Annotated in this window: 19 protein-coding genes; 15 read left to right on the top strand and 4 right to left on the bottom strand. The window is 36.5% G+C overall.

From position 1 onward, the window contains the following. Positions 1 to 51: 51 nt before the first annotated feature. Positions 52 to 978, bottom strand: coding sequence for a patatin-like phospholipase family protein (locus ACM5BR_RS05115; RefSeq protein ID WP_416826458.1), 927 nt, complete (start codon positions 976 to 978; stop codon positions 52 to 54). 291 nt (positions 979 to 1269) lie between these two features. Between ACM5BR_RS05115 and ACM5BR_RS05110 the strand changes: the two genes are divergently transcribed. From ACM5BR_RS05110 to ACM5BR_RS05100, 3 genes are all read left to right on the top strand, one after another. Then, positions 1270 to 1839: a hypothetical protein gene (locus ACM5BR_RS05110; protein WP_416826455.1), complete on the top strand. Its 570-nt coding sequence runs from the start codon at positions 1270 to 1272 to the stop codon at positions 1837 to 1839. A gap of 241 nt (positions 1840 to 2080) precedes the next feature. Next, the gene (locus tag ACM5BR_RS05105; protein WP_416826453.1) at positions 2081 to 2461 is read left to right on the top strand and encodes a DUF6241 domain-containing protein; all 381 of its coding nucleotides are present in this window, start codon (positions 2081 to 2083) and stop codon (positions 2459 to 2461) included. Next, positions 2433 to 2585, top strand: a complete 153-nt coding sequence (locus ACM5BR_RS05100) for a DUF6241 domain-containing protein (RefSeq protein ID WP_416826451.1) — start codon at positions 2433 to 2435, stop codon at positions 2583 to 2585. The genes ACM5BR_RS05105 and ACM5BR_RS05100 overlap by 29 nt, the downstream gene beginning before the upstream one ends. Positions 2586 to 2717: 132 nt before the next feature. On the opposite strand, the gene ACM5BR_RS05095 is transcribed toward ACM5BR_RS05100, so the two are convergent. Continuing rightward, positions 2718 to 4130 carry a PQQ-dependent sugar dehydrogenase gene (locus tag ACM5BR_RS05095; RefSeq protein WP_416826449.1) on the bottom strand — a complete coding sequence of 471 codons (1413 nt, stop codon included), beginning with the start codon at positions 4128 to 4130 and terminating at the stop codon, positions 2718 to 2720. 332 nt (positions 4131 to 4462) lie between these two features. Here ACM5BR_RS05095 and ACM5BR_RS05090 point away from each other — a divergent pair, with 332 nt between their 5' ends. From ACM5BR_RS05090 to ACM5BR_RS05055, 8 genes are all read left to right on the top strand, one after another. Continuing rightward, positions 4463 to 5386, top strand: a complete 924-nt coding sequence (locus ACM5BR_RS05090) for an NAD(P)H-dependent flavin oxidoreductase (RefSeq protein WP_416827839.1) — start codon at positions 4463 to 4465, stop codon at positions 5384 to 5386. Between the two features lie 222 nt (positions 5387 to 5608). Beyond that, positions 5609 to 7669: a thioredoxin domain-containing protein gene (locus ACM5BR_RS05085; RefSeq protein ID WP_416826447.1), complete on the top strand. Its 2061-nt coding sequence runs from the start codon at positions 5609 to 5611 to the stop codon at positions 7667 to 7669. Positions 7670 to 8164: 495 nt separating this feature from the next. Further along, positions 8165 to 9799, top strand: a complete 1635-nt coding sequence (locus ACM5BR_RS05080; RefSeq protein WP_416826445.1) for a copper resistance CopC/CopD family protein — start codon at positions 8165 to 8167, stop codon at positions 9797 to 9799. Positions 9800 to 9811: 12 nt separating this feature from the next. Then, positions 9812 to 10414, top strand: a complete 603-nt coding sequence (locus ACM5BR_RS05075; RefSeq protein WP_416826444.1) for a YcnI family copper-binding membrane protein — start codon at positions 9812 to 9814, stop codon at positions 10412 to 10414. A 333-nt stretch (positions 10415 to 10747) separates the two neighbouring features. Continuing rightward, entirely contained in the window at positions 10748 to 12379 is a 1632-nt protein-coding gene (locus tag ACM5BR_RS05070) for an acetolactate synthase large subunit (RefSeq protein WP_416826442.1), read from the top strand. An 84-nt stretch (positions 12380 to 12463) separates the two neighbouring features. Next, positions 12464 to 13015 (top strand): hypothetical protein, encoded by a 552-nt coding sequence (locus ACM5BR_RS05065; protein WP_416826440.1) that lies wholly within the window; start codon positions 12464 to 12466, stop codon positions 13013 to 13015. 278 nt (positions 13016 to 13293) lie between these two features. After that, a complete protein-coding gene (gene ilvA, locus ACM5BR_RS05060) occupies positions 13294 to 14553 on the top strand; it encodes a threonine ammonia-lyase IlvA (RefSeq protein ID WP_416826438.1) in 1260 nt (419 codons plus the stop codon). A gap of 83 nt (positions 14554 to 14636) precedes the next feature. Then, positions 14637 to 14849: a hypothetical protein gene (locus ACM5BR_RS05055; RefSeq protein ID WP_416826437.1), complete on the top strand. Its 213-nt coding sequence runs from the start codon at positions 14637 to 14639 to the stop codon at positions 14847 to 14849. 182 nt (positions 14850 to 15031) lie between these two features. Here the strand turns inward: ACM5BR_RS05055 and ACM5BR_RS05050 are convergent, their stop codons facing one another. Then, positions 15032 to 16357: an ArsB/NhaD family transporter gene (locus ACM5BR_RS05050; RefSeq protein WP_416826436.1), complete on the bottom strand. Its 1326-nt coding sequence runs from the start codon at positions 16355 to 16357 to the stop codon at positions 15032 to 15034. Between the two features lie 213 nt (positions 16358 to 16570). On the opposite strand from ACM5BR_RS05050, the gene ACM5BR_RS05045 reads away from it, so the two are divergent. The 4 genes from ACM5BR_RS05045 (at position 16571) to ablB (ending at position 21460) form a co-directional block, all read left to right on the top strand. Then, positions 16571 to 16918 (top strand): YojF family protein, encoded by a 348-nt coding sequence (locus ACM5BR_RS05045; RefSeq protein ID WP_416826434.1) that lies wholly within the window; start codon positions 16571 to 16573, stop codon positions 16916 to 16918. A gap of 12 nt (positions 16919 to 16930) precedes the next feature. Further along, positions 16931 to 17590, top strand: coding sequence for a bacillithiol biosynthesis deacetylase BshB2 (bshB2, locus tag ACM5BR_RS05040; protein ID WP_416826432.1), 660 nt, complete (start codon positions 16931 to 16933; stop codon positions 17588 to 17590). Between the two features lie 721 nt (positions 17591 to 18311). Then, a complete protein-coding gene (locus tag ACM5BR_RS05035) occupies positions 18312 to 20522 on the top strand; it encodes an EAL domain-containing protein (RefSeq protein ID WP_416826430.1) in 2211 nt (736 codons plus the stop codon). Between the two features lie 110 nt (positions 20523 to 20632). Beyond that, on the top strand, positions 20633 to 21460 hold the full coding sequence (gene ablB / locus ACM5BR_RS05030; protein ID WP_416827838.1) for a putative beta-lysine N-acetyltransferase: 828 nt from the start codon (positions 20633 to 20635) through the stop codon (positions 21458 to 21460). Between the two features lie 40 nt (positions 21461 to 21500). Here ablB and ybaK read toward each other — a convergent pair whose 3' ends face one another. Continuing rightward, the gene (gene ybaK / locus ACM5BR_RS05025) at positions 21501 to 21986 is read right to left on the bottom strand and encodes a Cys-tRNA(Pro) deacylase (protein ID WP_416826428.1); all 486 of its coding nucleotides are present in this window, start codon (positions 21984 to 21986) and stop codon (positions 21501 to 21503) included. Positions 21987 to 22138: the final 152 nt, after the last annotated feature.

Here is a 22138-nt window from a genome sequence, read left to right as displayed (position 1 = left end):
AATATCTACCTATATTTCAGCTAGAATTCTCCCATTCTTATTCTCCTTTTTTTAATACCACTCTTTTCGCAAAAATTCTATGGTCTTGTTTATATTTGTATTCATGGCAGTCTCTACGAGTAAATCGTACGCATCTATATCATCGAGTGCTACGTTTTCAGGTAACGGTGGATTTATTTGATGAAACCGGGTGCCGAGTAAGCTTTGGCTGTACATCACGTTTGCTTCAGTTGTTCCGTTTAACATAACGGAAAGTAATGGAAAGTTCGGCTCTCCAGGATTCTGTTTTTCTGGAGGATTAAATGCCCATTGTAGAAAACCCCATTCACTTGTATCTTGTGTAATCATTAGTTTTTCAGCACCTGTTCCAATAGAAAGCATAACGAGTTGATCGAGATTCCGATTTCCATAGCGTTCATCTACAGAAACGGCGATAGAGGCAACGGTCGGACTATTTGCGAAGACTCCTCCATCGATTAGCTGCATGTACGAAGGAAAATAGATTGGGGCAGCAGCGCTTGCTAAAGCAGCATCAAGTACATTTACATGATTTGTGTTTGAACTAGGATAATTATGAAACCAAACGGGTCGCCAATTAGAACGGGTTACACCTGACAAATCAAAAGCGGTGACGAGGACATGTTTTTGTATTTCATATAGCTTTACCTGATCAGGGAATATTGCACGGAGTATTTTCTTTAATCTAGCATTGCTGTATTTCGGGCGTAGAATTGGCCAGCGGATACCAGCCTGAAATACATTTGTAAGATTCTTTTTGGAAAATAACTGTAGTAAATCAAAGGGAGATTGATTAATAGCTAAGCCAAGAGCGAGAAAAGAACCAACAGATGTACCTGAAATAAGGTCACTTGTGCTAACGAGCTCAGGAAACTCTTTACATAATCTTTCGAGCAAAACAGCAGACAATACCCCGCGAACACCACCGCCATCAAACGAAAGTATTCGATATCTTGGCACTCCTTTATCCTCCCCGCTAATTCTTCTTATGTAACATTCATACGGTGGAATGACCTCTATCATGCATAATAAAAAAATGGAAAATAAAAGAGATTTGAAAAATAGGTATAAAGGGAAGCGAGTAGTGGTAGCTTCATTTTATAAATTTAACAATTATTAATTATATAATAATAAAAAAAATAATCAAAAAATAATATAATAATCATAAAATATTTTATATACTTAATAAGAGAAATGTTAATACAATCAATGTTTAACATAAAAAGCTAATAAGGACAGGGGAGACATAAGGTGAAAAAAGGAGTACTTATTTCACTTGGAATTGTTACCATTTTAGGAATGGGTGGTTTCTATGCAAAACATTATATAGAAGAGACTGTAAGTAAAAATATTTTATCGACAGTAAAATCACAAGGGCTATCAGATGAATTAAAAAATCAGAAACTAGAACAACAAGTATTAGCAAATGTAAAGACTTCATCGGAAACAAAACAATCTGACAAACGACCTGGCACACCATCAAGTTCATCACCCGATGCAACAAATTCTACTAGTAGCGGCAATAGTATATCAGCTGTGAATGCATCAAATGGCACTTCTGACAATAAAGTTCCTAATTCTCAAAAAGTAGATGAAGCGACAGTTACAGCAATAGCAAAAGAAGATAAAGTTGAGACAAAACAAGATGCCGTTAAATTTGTTGAAAAAAGATTATCTCCATCCCAGATCATGCATAGTATTGAACTATATAACAACAGGAAGAATCTAACTCAAGAACAAAAACAAGCTGCAAAGGCTGAAGTACTTTCTCATTTCTCTCCAGCAGAAATTGCTATGTTAATGGAGGCAGCTAATAAATAAGTTAAGTTACGGTCATACATACAAGTAAGAAGAGGAAAGGACGGGGAAATAGCCTCGTCTTTTCTTTGTGTATATAATTAGTAGAGCATAAAATAATTATGTAAACTAAAATATTGAAAGGGCATGATCGTACTTAATGAATAATAAAAAAATTGTAAAAAAAGGTAACATTTAATAAATGTTGAAAGAAAGAATGATAAAATGGCGATAAGTATACAAGTTGACAAAGGGGGATATTTGTTTGTTTGACAAAATAATGAATTGGGCTGGCATTATTGTTCTTTCGCTTGTAATAGTTGTCAGCATTTTCTTTATTGGTAAGTTTGCCTATCATGTGATTACGAGTAATGGTGAAGGAAAGGCAGAAGCAAAGGTTGAATCCCCGCCGGAAACAGCAGTTGCGTCAAACTTTCAGCCAGTATCGAAAGAATCGGAGGCGAGTGAATATGAGTTTCAGCAGACACTTCATAAAATGACGCACCAAAAAGTTTATGCCGAAGAAAAATGGGGTTTGGAGAGAATAACTGACGAAAAGATTGACGAAATGTTGAAGGTGGCGAAAGAATCTAAATTTAAAAATAAGGACTTCTACATTGAAGTATTATCACTGGAAAAAAGGTGATTTTTCAAACTCCGTTGATGTTCACAATAAAATTTGGAATTGGCAAGGTGGTAACATTGGGGCGGCTACAAGATTGTTGACAGCTGATGAAGAAAACAGATTTATTGCAGAAAACTTCCGATAATAAGACGGACAAAAATGACCGTCTTTTTCTTTTATATTATTTATAAAATAAAAATGTAAACAAGCCGGTGAATCATTTTTTGTGTCTTGTTTGTTTATTTTCGATTCAATTAATACAAGAAAGAGATATGAATCATGGAACAATTTCAAAAACAGTACCTTGGTTAAAATCAGCCACTTTCATAGAGCCATAAACCCCTAAATATAATCTGGTTTGATTTAGATTCGTTCCCAAGCTAACATAATAAGCTGATTGAGACCCAAAATTATAATTGGTTTCAATCACACTAAAATCATTTAGTTTACAATCTGTTCTTACTCTGGTATAAGCTAAAACCCCTCTAATCGGTGGCCCGGATTCTTCAATCCGGGCAAGATCGGTAAACACAACGCTTCCCGTTAAATTAGGGATTTCATTCCCCATATATGACTGAACTCCTGTAAGTGCAGTTCCTCCAAACTTATCGGGCCTTTGATCTTTATGATAATAACTAGTTAGAGGCTGAAGACGCCGCACTGAAGTTTTTACTGCTTCGTTGTCATAAACAATTGTTTTTTCATACAAAGTTGGATTTGCCATGCAGCCCCTTATCATTGAAGTAGGAAAAGCACCTTCCCATCCTCGCCAGCCAAAGTTAATTAATCCTTCTTGGTCAGGTTCAGATCCCATTAAAGAAGCTTGAATAAGCTGAGTAACCGGTATCGGTTTATATTGAATGAATGAAAAAATGGACTCTACCAAATCTTGTCCGACATTTCCTACATACTTGATATACTGATTATAAAATTTTTGAAATGAAATGCCGGGTATATTGCGAACCCCTTTGGCAATTACCGTAAGCGTTTCCTGAATAGATGAGGGAAGTTCATTAAAGCGTGTGACTACGGGTGGATTATCGATAAATGGATTCTTTACTACATCAATTTCAATTATTTTACCGGCGATTTCCATATCGTCCTGGCTTAAATTAAATGGATCATAGCCTGATCCACCATCTCCGGTTGTTAAAACAAGTTTTCCTGTTTCAGGTGAAAAGTTTAAGCTATTGACACCATTATGATTTAAAAATGGTCTTCTTACGTTAAGTAATGTCCGTCGTTTTTGAGGTTGACCATTTGATTGTAAAATCCATTCTTCAACTGTATCAATATGATCATACCCCGTTTCTCTATTTATCCACTTCAGGTTTAAGGTTTTGGAATCACACGGGTTAGGCTCAAAAGATTCAGCAAGAGCACCTGGACCTTGTGTTCCAGCCACTGAATAATGAAGATAAAACAGACCGTTATAATAAAATTTGGGATGAAACGCTAGCCCTAGCAATCCACGTTCATCATATCCACCAGAACTACCTAGTTTTATGATTCGCGGGCGAATATCTAAAAAAGTCCTTAAACCTCCGTTTCCTATGTAAAAGATCTCTCCTACCTGAGTTGCAATAAATAATCTTTCCATTGAGTCACCCGGAAGTATAGTTGTTTTCAAAATAGTGGGTAAATTTATCTGACTTACAATGGGCCGTAAATTAGCCTTAACTTTTTTCAACAACTTTACACTCCTTCTTATTGTTTTCTTTTATAAGAATATGAGTAGGGTTGTTCTATTAGTACCAAATTAGGGCCAGGGAATTTGGGGAAATTCCTATTTAATAAACATACTCAAATACACCCCTAAAACATGTTCCAATCATGAAATTCATTACGTGTATTTTCTTTATTAACCCTATGTAAATAGGGTAATAATCGTTTTACTTCACATAATGACAAACGTCACTACTCGATAAAATAATATCGTGTTAAACTTCAAAATAATTATTAAAAAACCATTTGAAATGAGGAATTACTTTGAAATTTCCCCAATTAAAAATCGGACATATCATGCCAAAAGTTCCTATTATGCAAGGAGGGATGGGTGTCGGTATTTCCCTAAGTAAGCTTGCTTCAGCTGTAGCAAATGCTGGGGGTATCGGCATTATTTCTGGTACAGGAATTTCGGTTGATGAACTGCGCAGTCATATTAGAAAAGCTAAAAACTCTATAAAAGAATCTGGATATATTGGCGTCAATGTGTTATTTGCCATGAATGATTTTGCTGAAAAAATGAAAGTCGCACTAGAAGAAAAAGTAGATTTCATTATTTCTGGCGCAGGGATTTCAAGAGATATGTACTCATGGGGAAGACAAGCAGGAATTCCGGTTCTTTCCATCGTCTCTTCTGCAAAATTAGCGAAAATTTCTGAAAGACTTGGAGCAGCTGCCGTTGTGGTTGAAGGATTTGAAGCTGGTGGACATCTTGGAACAGACAGACCTATGTTTGATATTCTTCCAGAAGTAGTGGAAGCTGTTTCCATACCAGTCATTGCTGCAGGAGGGATAATGACTGGCGAGGATATTGCAAAAGCCCTTGAAATAGGGGCATCTGGAGTACAAATGGGAACTAGGTTTGTAGCAAGTCACGAATGTGATGCTCCTTTGGCCTTTAAGCAAAAATATATCGATGCGCGAAAGGAAGATATTCTTCTAGTTAAAACGTCTGTGGGCCTACAAGGAAGAGCCATTGCTAATTCTTTTACTGATAGTATTACTGGTACAAACAAATTGAAAATAAATAATTGTCAAAAATGCCTTAAAAATTGTTCTTACCGTTTTTGTACACTAGATTCTTTGTACAAAATTGTTAAAGGTGATATAGAAAATGGACTAGTATTTGCGGGTGCAAGAGTCCATGAAGTGAAAGAAATTTTATCTGTCCAAAACATCATCGACAAACTTTCAGAAGAATATAGTTTGGCAATAAAATAAAACTTCCCCAAAGCAGGGGGCTTCATCCCCCTGCTTTGGGTTAGATAACTTTCTGAATAAATAAAAGCAGCCAGATTTCATTGGTTGCATGGTTTATGAAACGTATTAATATTTAAAATGTAATGTAACAAGTAAGACACAAGCATAAGCTTAGTGTCTTTTCTTTTATTTAGGGTAAAATTAATTGCAAGGACAATTTTTTATAAGAAAGAAGGTGGTCTAATGCCGACTAATAAGAAACCCAATAAATTAATTACAGAAAAATCTCCCTATTTACTTCAGCATGCATACAATCCTGTCAACTGGCATCCATGGGGAGAAGAAGCGTTTGAAAAGGCAAAACGTGAAAATAAGCCGTTGTTTGTTAGTATTGGCTATTCAACTTGCCATTGGTGTCATGTCATGGAGCGCGAGTCATTCGAGGATGAGAAAGTAGCAAAGCTTATCAATGACCGATTTATTGCGATTAAGGTGGATCGCGAGGAGCGTCCTGACATTGACTCAATATATATGCGGGTTTGTCAAATGATGACGGGTCAGGGTGGTTGGCCGTTGAATGTGTTCTTAACACCGGATCAAAAGCCATTTTATGCAGGGACGTATTTTCCGAAGGAGAGCCGGTTTGGTCGTCCAGGCTTAAAGGATGTTATTGTTCAACTATATGATTCTTATACGAAGGACGCGCAGCGGATTACGGGAATTACAGAGCAAATCTCGGAGGCATTAAGGCAGAAGGCTGCTCCTTCTTCTAATCAATTAGATGATTCGTCTTTACATAAAACATTTGATGAGCTTGCTCACAGTTTTGATCGTACTTACGGTGGATTTGGGAGTGCACCGAAGTTTCCGATTCCGCACATGCTTACGTTTTTATACAGATATCATCTTCTTACGGGCAATGAGCAGGCGTTGCATTACGCAAAGAAAACGCTAGATGGTATGGCAAATGGGGGTATTTACGATCATATAGGAGGGGGATTTGCACGCTATTCGACTGATGAAGAATGGCTTGTCCCGCATTTTGAAAAGATGCTCTATGATAATGCCTTATTGTTGCATGCCTATGCAGAAGGGTATCAATTGCTTAAAGATAAGCGCTATGCACAAATTGTGGATGAAATCATTACGTTTGTGAAACGGGAATTAACAGGTGCAGATGGTGGATTTTATTCGGCACTGGATGCGGATAGTGATGGCGTAGAAGGGAAATATTATGTTTGGACAAAGGAAGAAATTTTGCAAACGCTCGGAGACGAGATGGGTGAGTTAATTGCAGAAATCTTTGATATAACGGAGTACGGAAATTTTGAAGGTGAAAATATCCCAAATCTTATCCATACGAATTGGGAGCGTATTGAACGTTACGGGTTTACGGAAGAAGAGCTAGAAGAAAAAGTAGTAGCTGCGAAGGAAACGCTTTTGCTAAAACGAAGCACACGTGTGTATCCGCATTGTGATGATAAAATATTAACGGCTTGGAATGCTTTGTTTATTTCAGGTTTAGCAAAGGCTGCCCAAGTATTTCAAAAACCAGAATATATAGAGATGGCAAAGCGTGCACTTCAATTTATTGAAGATCGTCTTATTATAGATGGTCGTGTTATGGTTCGTTATCGGGATGGAGAAGTAAAGTTCAAGGGATTTATTGATGATTATGCGTTTTTATTATGGGCATATATCGAAATGTATGAAGCTACATTTGATCTTTCTTACCTTGAAAAGGCAAAGCAGATTGCAAATGATATGAATACTCTTCTTTGGGATGAAGAGAGAGGCGGTTTCTTTTTCTACGGAAACGATGGTGAAAATCTACTCGTACGAGATAAAGAAGTATATGACGGGGCTATTCCATCTGGAAACGGGGTTGCTGCCGTGCAGCTATTGCGTTTATCCTATCTGACAGGGGAAGAGTCTTATAGCAGGCAAGTTGAAAAGATGTTTACAACTTTTTATGAAATAGGACAATATGGAAGTGGACATACTCAATTTTTGCAAAGCTTACTACTCACAAAGTTACCAAGAAAAGAAATTGTTATTTTAGGAGAATATTTGGAGGGTGAAGTTCAGTCGCTGCTTCACACGTTGCAGCAATTGTTTTCTCCTCATTACTCGGTTTTAGTAGCTTCCTCGCCAGATCAATTTAGTACGATTGCATCTTTTGCAACGCAGTATAAACAAATAGATAATCATTCAACTATTTATATTTGTGAAAACTTTGCTTGTAAACAGCCTAGCACATCCATTGCAGAAGTAATCGCAAGTTTAACAAATGAAAACAAATAAGGACGTAAAAGCGTTGGGTAACCTAGTACCCTTTCAAGTAGACAGTGGAAACAATTAAAACATCGAAGACGGTATTAGCCCTGCATTCTAGGGGGCTAATACCGGGTTATGATTATTAAAAAGTATGTATTCCTCAATTTCTACCTTTTAATACTTCCTAAAATAACTTCATTAGATCCTCCTATGATACTACTTCATTTAGTATGGATAAATTGTGATATATATCAAAACACCGGAAGCCTATTCTTTTTATTATCACCTTTACAATGTGTATAATATTAATGAACACGGGCATTATTCATTTCCTTGAAGTTGTAGGTGATTTCACAAATTATTCACAAATTATTCACGGTATATTCTTATTTTTATAAAACACTTTTAATATGATAATTAAGTAATTTTGTACGCTTACTAGGAAATTGTGTGCTACAGTGTTTACTTCACAAGAAAAAGAGATGATCCTATTTGAACATAATAAAAAAAGGTAGTGTATTCATGCTGTTGTTGTACGTATGTATATTGCTTGTACCTACAAACACTTCAGCCCATGCATATATTATTAAATCAACTCCAATGGAAAATGAAACATTAAATAAGCCGCCCTCTCTTGTAAGCGTGGAATTTAATGAAGCTATTCAACCTAAATTTGATTCCTTAACGGTTATTGATTCGTTGGGGCAACGTGTAGATGGTAACACGACTCATATTAATAAAGAAAATCCAAATATTATTGAAACCGATGTAAAGTCTAATTTACCAAATGGTGCGTATACAATCCAATGGAAAGTTGTTTCGGCAGATGGTCATCCTGTTCAAGGTACGATTCCATTTCGTATTGGTACAGGGATAGCCAATTCCGATTCACAAGTACACACGATGGGTTACGTTCCACAAGCAGATATGATTATCGAACGAGGTCTGTTATATACTGGATTTTCATTGTATTTAGGTGTCATGCTGTTTCATCTCGTTCTTTATAGGAAAGATGATTATTCAGAAAGGACACAATCAAGAAGCAAGAAAATAGTTTGGTTTTCCGTACTAGCTATTACATGTAGTTTACTATGGAATCTTCCGCTACAGGCAAAAATTTATGGAAATGTACCATGGTCACAATCCTTTCATCTTTCATTATGGAAAGAAACGCTTAGTGTTCCAACCTTCGGGTACGTTTGGATTACACAGGTGATCCTCCTATTACTCTTTGCGGTAGCAACCTATTTGGCTATTAAGTATGGCAGTTTTTCCTCTATAAAAGCATGGATCGTACCTATTCTTATTTTCACTGGACTTCTGATAACAAAGACATTAAACGGACATGCGATGGCTTCAAAGTATAAAGAAATTGCTGTATTTATGGATTTTCTACATTTAAGTGCAGCTTCATTGTGGGTTGGAGGGCTATCCGCTATTGTCTTTCTCTTACCGACAAGTGTAAAAGAATCTCATAAAAAAGATTGGACTTTGTATTGGGATGCGATTCGCCGCTTCTCTCCTTGGGCAATGACTGCTGTGGCTATTATTTTCTTTACAGGGATTTTTTCAAGCACAATCTTTATTCCAGATATACGTAAACTATTTGCAACACGATATGGACAAGTATTAGCTATTAAAATTGTTTTATTTATCATTATGGGGATTTTTGGTCTCGTTCATCTTGTGAAGGGTAAGTTAAGGAGAGATAAAGGGATTGGTTTGACAGCTGGAACAGAATTTAGTATAGGTATTATTATTTTGCTTATCGCTGGTATTTTGTCCAATTTAGCAACACCTCCGTTACCAGCACCCGTACCTTTGAACGAAACAAAGCAGGTAAATGGGTATGATATTACTTTGCATATTAGTCCAAATGCAGTCGGACCAAATACATTTGATATTGAAATAAAAGATAAAAATGGACAACCAGTAACGAATCTAGCCCAACTCACCATAACTGCTTATTCACTCGATATGGAGATGGGAAGAAATACGGTAAAAGTTCCTATGATATCGCCAGGAAAGTTTGAAGTACAAGGGATGCAGCTTAACATGGAAGGAAAATGGAGAATCACTGTTCACGGGTTAACATCATCTCTTGATGATTTTACGATAGATTATGATACACAAGTAAGTACTTCATACGGAAAGTAAAGGAGCAAAAACATGAAAAAAATGTATAAACTATCGACAGTTACACTTTCAACAATACTAGGTATTATATTATTTACTGTTCCTGCTAGTGCACATGTAGAAGTAACACCAAATACTTCTATAACAGGTGAGGAGGAAATGTATACTGTTAAAGTGCCAGATGAAAAGGATGTACCAACAACAAAGGTTACTGTGAAAATGCCTGCTGGAGCAGAATTTCAACAATATGAATCGTTAACTGGATGGACAGTTAGCACAGAAAAAGGTTCTGATGGAAAGGTTACAGCTGTTACATGGACAGCTACTGGTGAAGGAATCCTACCTGATCAATTTCAATTGTTTACATTTATTTCAAAAAATCCAGATGCAACACAAAAAATCCCTTGGAATGCTTACCAGTATTATAAAGATGGCAGTATCGTAGAATGGACGGGTAATGAGGGATCAGATACGCCTCATTCTGTTACGACAATCCAAGCCGGGGCTGCAAAAGACACAGCGACACCTGTAAAGGAAGGAAACACTGGATTACAAACAACGACAACCGTTGCTTCCATTGCAGCTCTATTGCTTTCAGTAGTGGCGCTGATTATGTCTTTGCGTCGTAAAAAATAATGCAAAATTGCATTAATCACAGATGCAATGTTCTATAAAGAATAGTTTCGAATGTGACTGTACCCTATTGAGTAGTCTCTTAAAAAGACTACGCGATAGGGTACTTTTATGATTTCCTGTGATAATGTAATTCTACTAAGATGGTAGGGTATGCCAAGACTGATGGATTCAATAGGAATAACATTGTGGATTTATAACCGTTTTACGAAACAAAAAAATAAGATAGGTAATTAATATAAACCCATCCGTATAAACCCATCCAGTAAGGGGATAGATAAAAAGTAGTGTTCAAATAATTTAATAAGTAGGTTTTTATGGGAAGGTGATATTCGTTTGAAGGCAGCGGAGCTTTTCGTAAAATGTTTAGAGAATCAAGGTGTCGAATATATATTTGGTGTGCCAGGAGAAGAAAACATAGGTCTAGTAGATGCGATAAATAAGTCGAATATACAGTTTGTCGTTTGCCGGCATGAAACGGGAGCAGCGTTTATAGCAGGAATGATGGGTAAGTTGACAGGAAAACCAGGGGTTTGTTTGTCAACACTTGGACCCGGTGCTACTAACATGGTAACGGGGGTTGCCTGTGCTACTTTGGATCGAATGCCCCTAATTGCGATTACAGCACAAACTGATCTCGCCATGCAATATAAGGGTGTGCACCAATATATAAATCTTCTCGATTTATACCGCCCAGTTTCAAAATGGAGCGCATCCATTCACGATGGTTCTGTGATTCCCAAAATTGTAGCGAAAGCTTTTGCATTGGCTGTAAATGATTTGCCAGGGGCCATACATATTGAGTTTCCGAATGATATCGCCTCCTCACTCGTACAAGGAGAACCTTTACAAACTCAAGGCTATGACATAAAACTACTGTCATCTCAGCATATTATTGATGGAGCGGCTATCGTTATCAAACAAGCAAAATTCCCAATTATTTTAATAGGGAATAATGCCTCAAAAAGCGGTGCATCTTCTGAAATAGTATCGCTAATTGAAAAGCTTCAGGCCCCATTCACAGAAACATATATGGCAAAAGGCGTCGTTTCCGAAAAGCATCCTCTGCACTTACAAACAATTGGCCTTCCTAATGGTGATATTGTGAATCAAGCATTTCTTCGAGCAGATCTCGTCATTGTTATCGGATATGACCCAATCGAATATGAACCTAAAAAGTGGAATCTTTTACTGAAACCAATCATTCATATCGATGTACAATCCCATGAGTTAGATCCTTATTATCCGGTTAAAGCGTCTCTTGTTGGTGACATAACTGCAAATCTTTTACGATTAAATGAACTTATGGAACAAAGGGAAGAAATGGATCCATTTTATCGTAATGTAAAGGAAGCGGTAATGACAGATCGATTAATAAATGCAACAAGTAATTCATACCCAATGGCTCCTCAGCGTATTATTAATGAAATACGAGAAATTCTTCCAGATGATGCTATTTTACTTTCTGATGTTGGAGCTCATAAGCTCTGGATTGGCAGACAATATGAGGCATTAAAGCCAAATACGTGTATCATATCAAATGGTTTAGCCTCAATGGGAATCGCATTACCAGGAGCAATTGGTGCAAAACTTGCCTTTCCAGATAAAAAGGTAATGGCTATTTGCGGCGATGGGGCTTTTATCATGGCTTTAGCAGAGCTTGAAACAGCAGTTCGTTTGAAAGTACCTATAGTAATTATGATTTGGCGAGATGGCAGATACGGGATGATCGAATGGGAACAAAAAAATAAGTTAGGTCATTCAAGCAACATCCAATTTAACAATCCGGATTTTGTGACCCTTGCAATAGCATATGGTGCGAAAGGTTACAAGGTCAAGAAAGTGGATGAACTAACGACAATCTTGAAAAAAGCAATAGTAGAAGAGGGGCCAGTAATTGTTGAGTGTGAGGTTGATTATCAAGAAAATTTCAGGTTGAGTGAACGTTTAAATGACTCACATAAATAGTCTTACCTGTTTATCTAAAACTTTAATAAAGGAAAAGAAGCCGAATATAGTATGCATGAAGATTGAGTGAAGGAGGAGCATGAATTGTTACTTCATCCAATTGCGAATCATATGAAAAAGGTCCATCATTCCTTTAATAAAGAATTCTCTATATCAAGAAAGATCATGGTCATTACAATGCTAAGTACTATAGCAGCTATTCTCCAGTCAGCTGGCGGATGGATTCCGATAGCTGGTTTGTTCATTAGCCCCCTTGCAACGGCACCATCTATTATTAGTGTGGTTTTATCTGCAAGATATGGTATGATCGGTTACTTATTAACCATATTTCTTCTCGTTCTTATTCAACCAAGTGAAGTAATTATTTTTGCTTTTACTACTGGATTGTTAGGGATTGGCATTGGCATTGCTTGTCATGTATGGAAAAGACGCCTAAGTCTCATTATGACAGGCGGTGTATTTTTGTTAAGCGGGATTCTGTTCGTTTTACATGTCTTTCGGTTCCCTCTATTAGGACCATTTGGTGGTTCGATGATTCCACTTGCCCTATTTTCATTATTTTACAGTTGGATATGGGTTGAACTAACTGTAGTTATGTTTAAACGACTGAAAGGGATTGTTGAGAGTACCCGATAATTGCTTACGTAACCAAAGGATTGTTATACATTATATTGCAAAAGGAATTAATTATTCGACTATTTATGTTTGTGAAAATGTTGCTTGTAAATAGTCTAGCATATCAATTGTATAAGTATTGGCAAACTTTACAAATAAAAACATATAAGGAGGTGAAAGAGGAGGGTAACCTCCCTAACACGTCCTTTTTCTTAATTTTTAATAAAAATGAATTTAAAATATATTCAGAAAATTGTATAATATGAGACATAAGTCAAATATGAGGTAGGTTAGCACAAATGGAAGATGTAAAAGAAGAGGTTAAAATCGAGGATGTTCTAGTTGCATATCAACGCATTAAGGATGCTGTAATTCATACGCCGTTGCAATTAGATCCAATTCTATCTGAACAATATGATTGCAATGTTTATTTAAAGCGTGAAGACTTACAGGCCGTGCGTTCCTTTAAGATTCGAGGTGCCTATAATGCGATAAGTAGTTTACCGATGGAGCAGCTGAAAAAAGGAGTTGTTTGTGCAAGTGCCGGCAATCATGCACAAGGTGTTGCGTTTACGAGCCGAAAATTGCAAATTCCAGCGAAAATTTTCATGCCGACAACTACGCCAAATCAAAAGGTATCGCAAGTGCGTTTTTTTGGTGGATCAACGGTTGAAATTGTTCTTGTAGGAGATACATTTGATAGCTCGTATCAGGAAGCAGTTGCATATTGTGAAGAAAATGGGTTAACATTCATTCATCCATTTGATAATCCTAATGTTATCGCAGGACAAGGAACGATTGGTGTTGAAATTTTACATGATATCGATCGTACTGTTGATTTTGTGTTTGTCGGTATTGGAGGCGGGGGATTAGCTTCTGGTATTAGTACGTATATAAAAGGAGTAAGTCCCTCTACGCAAGTGATTGGTGTTGAGCCTGATGGTGCGGCTTCGATGAAAGAAGCAATTACACAAGGTCATGTAGTAACCTTGCCGAAAATTAGCTCATTTGTAGATGGGGCAGCTGTCAAGCGTGTTGGAGATCTTACGTTTAACATTTGTAAACAAACATTAAGCGATGTTGTAGTCGTACCGGAAGGAAAGGTTTGCAGTACCATTTTAGATTTGTATAATCAAAATGCGATTGTAGCAGAACCTGCGGGTGCTTTGCCGATTGCAGCCCTAGATTTTTATCGGGAACAAATTCGTGGAAAAAATGTTGTATGTGTTGTTAGCGGAGGCAATAATGATATTGATCGGATGCAGGAAATGAAAGAACGATCTCTTCTTTATGAAGGACTAAAACACTATTTTATTATTAATTTTCCGCAGCGACCACGTGCACTTCGTGAGTTTTTAGATAATGTTCTTGGCCCGAACGATGATATTACTCGTTTTGAGTATACGAAAAAAAGCAATAAGGATAACGGACCTGCTCTTGTTGGAATTGAACTTCAAGCGAGAGAAGATTATGAACCGCTTATTCGCCGTATGGAAGAACAAGGTGTACGTTATATGGAATTTACGCAAAATCCAACACTGTTTAGTCTATTGATTTAGGTTTATATTGTTCTGCAATGCTTCTTGGCTTATTATGAAATAAGAGGTAGATATAGGAATAAGCTATGAAGGGAGTGAGCTTCATGTCTGAGGAAAAAAGCTTAGTTGAATCAGAAGTAACGGAATTAAAAGAAAAAATAGCGAGTCTGGAGCAAAATGTAAATATTCTTCAGAAGGAACTTTGGGAAATTCGCTATGAAAAGAAAAAATTCCAATGGACGCCTGCTACAATTGGACAAATTGGTGGTCTTATATTAGGTGCAATCGTATTAATCGGAATCTTTTGGAGAAGGTAAAGCTTGCGGCAAATGCCGCAAGCTTTTTTTATCCCGCTTTAACGGGCAGTAAGACCCCCACTTCAAGGCTTAGAGAGATCGGAGAAGTAAGTGGGGGACAACTGCCCGTAAAAGTCCGATTCGTTCAACTAACCCTCGGTGGGGGATGAGAGAAAACCCCCACCGAGGGAAGTTTCACTTTATTACAGAAAAAAGCGTATATATAGATATGCATTAGAAAGCAAGAGTGCCACAATCGTCAGAGGAAGTCCAATTTTTAAGTAGTCCATAAAACCAAAACCATGTCCTTCCCGATTTGCGATGCCTGCTACTACCACATTTGCAGATGCCCCGATAATGGTTCCGTTTCCTCCTAGACATGCACCAAGAGATAAGGCCCACCATAATACTTCCATTTGTGGTGCATCCGGCTGCATGCCAAGTCCGACGGCAAAGTTTTGGATAAGCGGAATCATGGTTGCAACAAATGGAATATTATCAACGATTGCTGAAGCAACTCCCGAACCCCATAAGATAAATGTTGCAGCAGTTTGAATATTTCCGTTTGTCATCCCAATCATTTTTTGAGCGAGCATCTGAACCAAACCTATATCTACCAGCCCACCTACTAGAACGAACAAACCAGCAAAAAAGAAAATCGTAGTCCATTCGATCTGTGAAAGCACATCTTCAACTTCATGTTGTTTTAAAGCAATAGCCATTAATATAGTCGCCCCTGTTATTGCTATAACAGCAGCATCCACATGAATAACACTTTGCAAGGTAAATCCAATAATGGTTGCACCTAGTACCGAAAGTGATTGTATCAGTAACTTACGGTCTTTAATATAATCTTGTTCATGAAGTTGCATTAATTTTTCAACTAGATGTTTAGAGGTTTTTATGCTTCGAGAATAGATAATGTAAAGAAGGACAAGGCTAACAAGTGCAATAATTATAATGATAGGAGCAAGATTAAATAGAAAAGAGTTAAAATCCAGATGCTTGTTCGCTGAAGCAATCATAATATTTGGAGGATCACCAATTAATGTAGCCGTTCCCCCGATGTTAGAGAATAATATTTCAGAAATAAAAAAAGGCATAGGACTTATTTCCAAAATTCGCGTAATAGAAAGAGTAACAGGAACAATCAACAGAACCGTGGTTACATTATCTAAAAATGCTGATCCTAAAGCAGTAAGTAAAGATAAAATGATCAAAATACGAATTGGTTTTCCTTTTGCTTTTTTTGCTGCATAAATCGAAAGGAATTCAAATACCCCTGATTTACTTGAAATATTGACAAGAATCATCATACCAAGTAATAGGGTAATCGTTTCCCATTGGATGTGAGTGGTAAATGCAGCCTTCGTTTCCACAATCCCAAAGACGACCATTAACGATCCACCTAGAAGAGCAATAACAGCTCGGTTCATCTTCTCTGTAATGAGAATTGCATATGTAAATAAAAAAATTGCAATGGCCATATAATATTGTAGATTACTAATATGACTGACCGTTTGTTCCATGGAATACACCATCCTATATCTATTAAAATAAATGAATTCAATACTTATTATTGTAGCAAATTACTTAACATAAGAAAATGAAGCAGAGTGAATTGATAATTTCATATACCGTAATGGTAGTACGAATAAATTGATTAAAGACGAAAAATATGTAAAGCTTGTATAAAGAAGCAAACAAGGTTTTAGGAGTAACGGAGAAGGAGGGTATGAAAATTGGAGCGTATTATAGATAAGGCAATCTTGCAAAAAGAAATTGAATCGTTTGCAAATGAAGACGTTTATCTTCATTTAGAGACAACGAACGGAGCTTATGCATCTCATGTAAATGAAAAAACGATGACAGTAGGAGCTTTTATCCGAAATACCAGAATCCGGTTTGAAAGAGGATCAGTTGCAGGTGAAGATCCATTCCGAATCGGCTTGAAAATGGAACAAGGCTGGGTATATGCACAAGGTTTAACGCATTGGGAGAAGGATGAACAAGGAAGACTTCTTCTTGCTGGTCATAATGAGAAGGGTCAGCTTGCAGTTGCTCTTGAGTTAAGTAAAACACCGTTTTAAGGAGGTAAAATAATGGAACGACATGTGTTAGTTTCCCTTCCTCATCCGGATGATGAATCATTTGGCGCAGGTGGGACGATTTCACTCTTTACTAAGGCAGGTGTTCCAGTAACGTATGCCTGCGGAACATTAGGACAAATGGGACGTAATATGGGAGTACAAGTATTTGCAAACCGAGAAACTATGCCAGAAATACGTAAGAAGGAATTGCAAGAAGCATGTAAGCATATGGGGATTCAAGATCTTCGTTTATTAGGCTTTCATGACAAGATGCTAGAATTTGAGGATGTAGAATTCGTAGCAGATAAAATTGAAGAAGTAATCCGAGATGTCAATCCTTCCCTTATTATTACGTTTTATCCTGGACACGGTGTTCACCCTGATCACGATGCATTTGGACGTGCAACGATTGCTGCAGTTGCCCGTATGCCAAAAGAAACGCGTCCAACTGTATATGCGATGGCTATTACGAAAAATCGTATTGAAGTGTTAGGAGAGCCAGACGTTTCAATTGATATACAAGATGTATTTGATAATAAGCTAGCTGCACTTCATGCTCACCGTTCACAAACAGAAGCCATGCTAGAGGAAATGGACAAGAAAATAAAAGAAAAGGATCCTAAAACAATCAATTGGCTACGATTCGAAAAATTTTGGACCTATTCTTTTTAGAAAAAAGAATCCAGTTTTAGAATGAAAAAAGGAGGAAGAACGATTTCTTCCTTTTTTTGTGTGTAAAAGTGTTTCTCGCCTGTTGGTAGATAACTAAACGTTTTCATTTCTCTCCCGATATATGGATTAGGAGCCGCCTGTTTGAGATGAAATGAAATGTTGTCTATTCGTCCTGATATAAAAAATGTGATGTTCGGAATGATATTATCTTTTTCCTTATTTGAATCCAAAATGATTGAAATATTGTAATAATTATAAAATATACATGATTGTATTTTTGTTAAAAATATTCTACGATGATTGAAAGAGAGGGGATTGTGTTTAGTTGCAAATTATAAAAAGACTTAACGTTACTCAAAAAGTAATATTTCGAAAGTGAGAATGTTTTTAAAGAGGAGGGGCGAAAGTCTGAAATTTCTCACTTTACAATACCGATATTGTAAGGAATAACGTAGCAAGAAAAGAGGGAATATTTGAAGAGTTGTACGGATAACATAAGAAAAAAGTAGACATCAAGAATCTAATGATGAGATGAAATGGAAAGAATACATAAAAAACGAATACAATATATAAATAGCTATACCTACCATAACTCATTCATAGCAGTCCAGTACAATTCATCATGAAATCATCCTTACATTACAAGTTTATTAAACATGCATTTCATAAGACTTTATCCTATTAAACGACTACAGAACATGCATATAAGGAGATTTTCGTTATGATGAAAGCAGTACAAAAATTGGCTAGAACTAGATTTATTAATTTAATTGAAAACTATTCTAACCAAACCATTTCTTCCATCATTATTACAGATCCGAATCAAGCTGATAATCCGATTGTGTTTGTTAATGAATGCTTTACTACGAATACGGGATATACGCAAGATGAGGTAGTAGGGAAAAATTGTCGGTTTTTGAATGGTCCCTTAACCAGCACGTATGATTTAGAAAAAGTAAACGAAGCGATGCAAAATGAGAAATCCATTCATATTGAGCTTTTACATTATAAAAAGAACGGTGTTCACTTTTGGAATTCTATTTTTATAAGCCCTATTCATGATGCTACAGGAAAGCTTTTGTACTTTTTTAGTATTCAACATGATGTAACCGCACGAAAGCAGTCTGAGCATATGCTGAATGCTTTAAATAAAACGCTACAAACCATTTATGAAGGGAAAAATCTTCATGCCATTTTCAAGAATTTATGCGAATTAGTAGAGAAAACGTTTCACTATGATGCAAAGTGTTCTATTTTAGAAGTGGATAAACAGAAGAATAGTCTGCGTTTAGGAGCAGCTCCTACTTTGCCTGATGAGTATAATCAAAATATAAATAGTGTTCCTATTGGTCCAAACGAAGGCTCATGTGGAACCGCTGCTTACTTTAAAAAGCCGATTATTGTGGAAGATATACAAACGGATGTATTATGGGATCATTATCGGAAATTTGCAGAAGGCCATCATTTGAGAGCTTGCTGGTCTTTTCCTATATTTAATCGCAATAGAAGTGAAGTACTTGGTACATTTGCCCTTTATTTTCATTATCCTAGGAAGCCTGAAATGTACGATTTAGAATTAATTGAAAAGGCGGTTCAGGTTGCAACGATAGCAATGGAGTATGTCACTTCACATAAACGTATTTTTAAATTGGCCTATTTTGATACAGAAACAGGCTTTATGAATCAAAATTTGCTATTTCAAATAATGGACGGTATGCTGCATTCATTTGTAAGAAATAATCAAAAAAGTTCAGTTCTTTTTTTGGATTTAGCTCGGTTTAAGCTGGTTATTGATAAATATGGACATGCTGTTGGTGAAACAGTCATTCGAAAATTTGCAGAACGTTTGAACAAAGCATTCGATCATACAATCCCTATCCAAATTGCCAGATATGCAGTTGACGAGTTTGTGTTTTTATTTCCATTTGAAGAAAAATCACAGGTGGAGCATATTGCACATGCAGTATTAGAAGTAGCAAAAAAACCAATTATCTTTAATTCTAAAGAATTGTTTTTAGCTCCATCTATTGGAATTAGCTTATTTCCTTCGGATGCATCCAATTCTGACAGTTTAATTCAATACGCAGATATTGCGATGCGAAGAGCAAAGCAGCAGGGAATACATAGACATGAATTTTTTGCCGAGCAGATGGAACGTGATAACAATCATGACTTAGGTTTGTTGAATGATTTACATAAAGCCTTCGAAAATGAAGAATTTATTCTGCACTATCAGCCACAGGTTGATAGTAGGACGAGGAAAATAATTGGTGTAGAATGTTTAGTTCGTTGGAAACACAGTGAGCACGGTCTCATCTATCCAAATATGTTTATCCCATTGCTAGAGGAGACGGGTCTTATTTTTGCAATGGATGAGTATGTTTTACGTAAGGCTTGTTTGCAAAATAAAAAGTGGCAAGATGAAGGCCTACCGAAAATACCGATTTCCATTAATGTGTCTAGCAAGCAATTTTTACATAGGGATTTTGTTAAAAAGGTCCAACTCGTTTTACAAGCAACCGACATAGAACCAAAATATATAACAATTGAAATTACTGAAAATATTTCCATCAATCATAATACATATGTAACCCAGGTCATTCGTGAATTAAAAGAAATAGGTGTTTCTGTTGCTATAGACGACTTTGGAACAGGGTATTCATCTCTTAGCTATTTACAAGATTATCAGGTCGATATTTTAAAAATTGATAGATCGTTTATATGGCGAATCGGGAATAACAGCAAGAGTGAGAATATAACAGAAGCGATTATAGTTATCGCCAAAAAACTTGGGCTTACGATTATTGCCGAAGGTGTCGAAATGGACGAGCAATTAGAATTTCTAAATTTTCACGAATGTTGGAATATACAAGGCTTTTTATTCGGAAAGCCTATGGATGAAGAAGAGTTTGCAAAGCGGCTTCAATTGTAAGATAGAAACCATATTCTTTTTCGTATGAAGAGGAATACGGTTTTATGTAATGATACTATACTACGTGGATGGTGTTACGAATCGTGAAAGTAAAGCCATATTATGAATATATGAAAGTGAAAGAACAGGATGTTATCTATGAAGGAGTTATCGATTACTATAATGAACGCGTACGTATTGATACGTATAGTGGAAATGGAAATACATTGGTAGAGGTTGTAGATAAACTCACGATGGAAATCCAAGCTACAAAACAAATCCTTCAAGTAAGAAAGGAGCAATTACTTTCCTTTTTACGTGTAGGGTATATGATTGAGGCGATTATACCTGGTTATTTTCTAGGTAGCGATGGATATTATTTAGCAAAATATCGTACGAATGATAGACGAAATAGTAATTATTGGTTGAAGGAAGAAGAGATTCTAGCTTCTGTTCGGCAACTGGTATGTACGGTAGACGGTTCGATTCCGCTAGATTATAAAGTAAGAAAAGCGACTACAGCAGACTGCGATGAGCTAGCTAGTCTATACAGAACTGTTTTTCAAATTTATCCTACCCCCTTACACGATGTGAATTATATACGAAAAACGATGACGAGTGACACGGATTACTTTGTAGTGGAGAAGGATGGAGTCATCGTAAGCACTGCCTCAGCTGAAATAAATTCATTGCAACGGAATGCCGAAATTACAAATTGTGCTACTTTACAAGAGCATCGTAAGCAAGGGTTGATGAAAGCTTTAGTAAAAAGCCTTGAAGAGGAGCTTGTACATAAATCAATTTTCTGTATCTTCTCGATTGCACGTTCTTTATCCTATGGAATAAACGCTACCTTTCAACAATTAGGCTATCAATATCAAGGAAGACTTACAAACAATTGTTATATTTATGACAAGCTTGAGGATATGAATGTTTGGGTAAAAGATTTGTCAATCTAACTGGATGATGTTCAATAGATGGTATAAAAAAAGATGCAGGTTATTCTGCATCTTTTTCTGTAATGGAACAGGGAATTGCGTTTGTTACTTTCATTAAATCCGCTCCACTTATGAAAATTTGTAATCCTCGTTTACCAGCACTAATACTAATGGGATTCAAATTTTCTGATGTTTTATCAAGGTAAAGCGGATAATTTTTCTTCACCCCAAGAGGAGAAACGCCGCCGCGGATATAACCAGTAAGTGCTTGGATTTCTTTTACATGCACCATTTCAACTTTTTTATTCCCGCTAACTGCAGCTAACGCTTTTAAACGTAATTCTGTATGTGAAGGGATACAAGCCATGATGATCCCTGTTTTGTCCCCTCGAAGTACGAGTGTTTTAAATACTTGTTCAAGTGATAATTCGACTTGGTCTGCAACATGCTCAGCGTTTAAATGTTCTTCATCCCATTCGTATTCGTGTAAGCTATAGGAAATATGGTTTCGATCCAAAATCCTACTAGCAATCGTTTTATTAGCCAAATGACACAGCTCCTTTCTTATACTAGTATACAAAAAATTAAGGGGGGAGAAAGGCATGTACGAAAGTTTATTTTTTGTTTCTATTGTGCATCGACATTTATTGTAGAGAAATTGGGTTAATATGTAACTAGGTTTCTTTCAAAATCTTACAA

The organism is Ectobacillus polymachus, assembly GCF_048159605.1.
In the GTDB taxonomy this organism is placed as follows: Bacteria; Bacillota; Bacilli; order Bacillales; family Bacillaceae_G; genus Ectobacillus; species Ectobacillus polymachus.
Note: the sequence above shows the minus strand (reverse complement) of the source record. Positions and strands in the feature narration are given on the sequence as shown.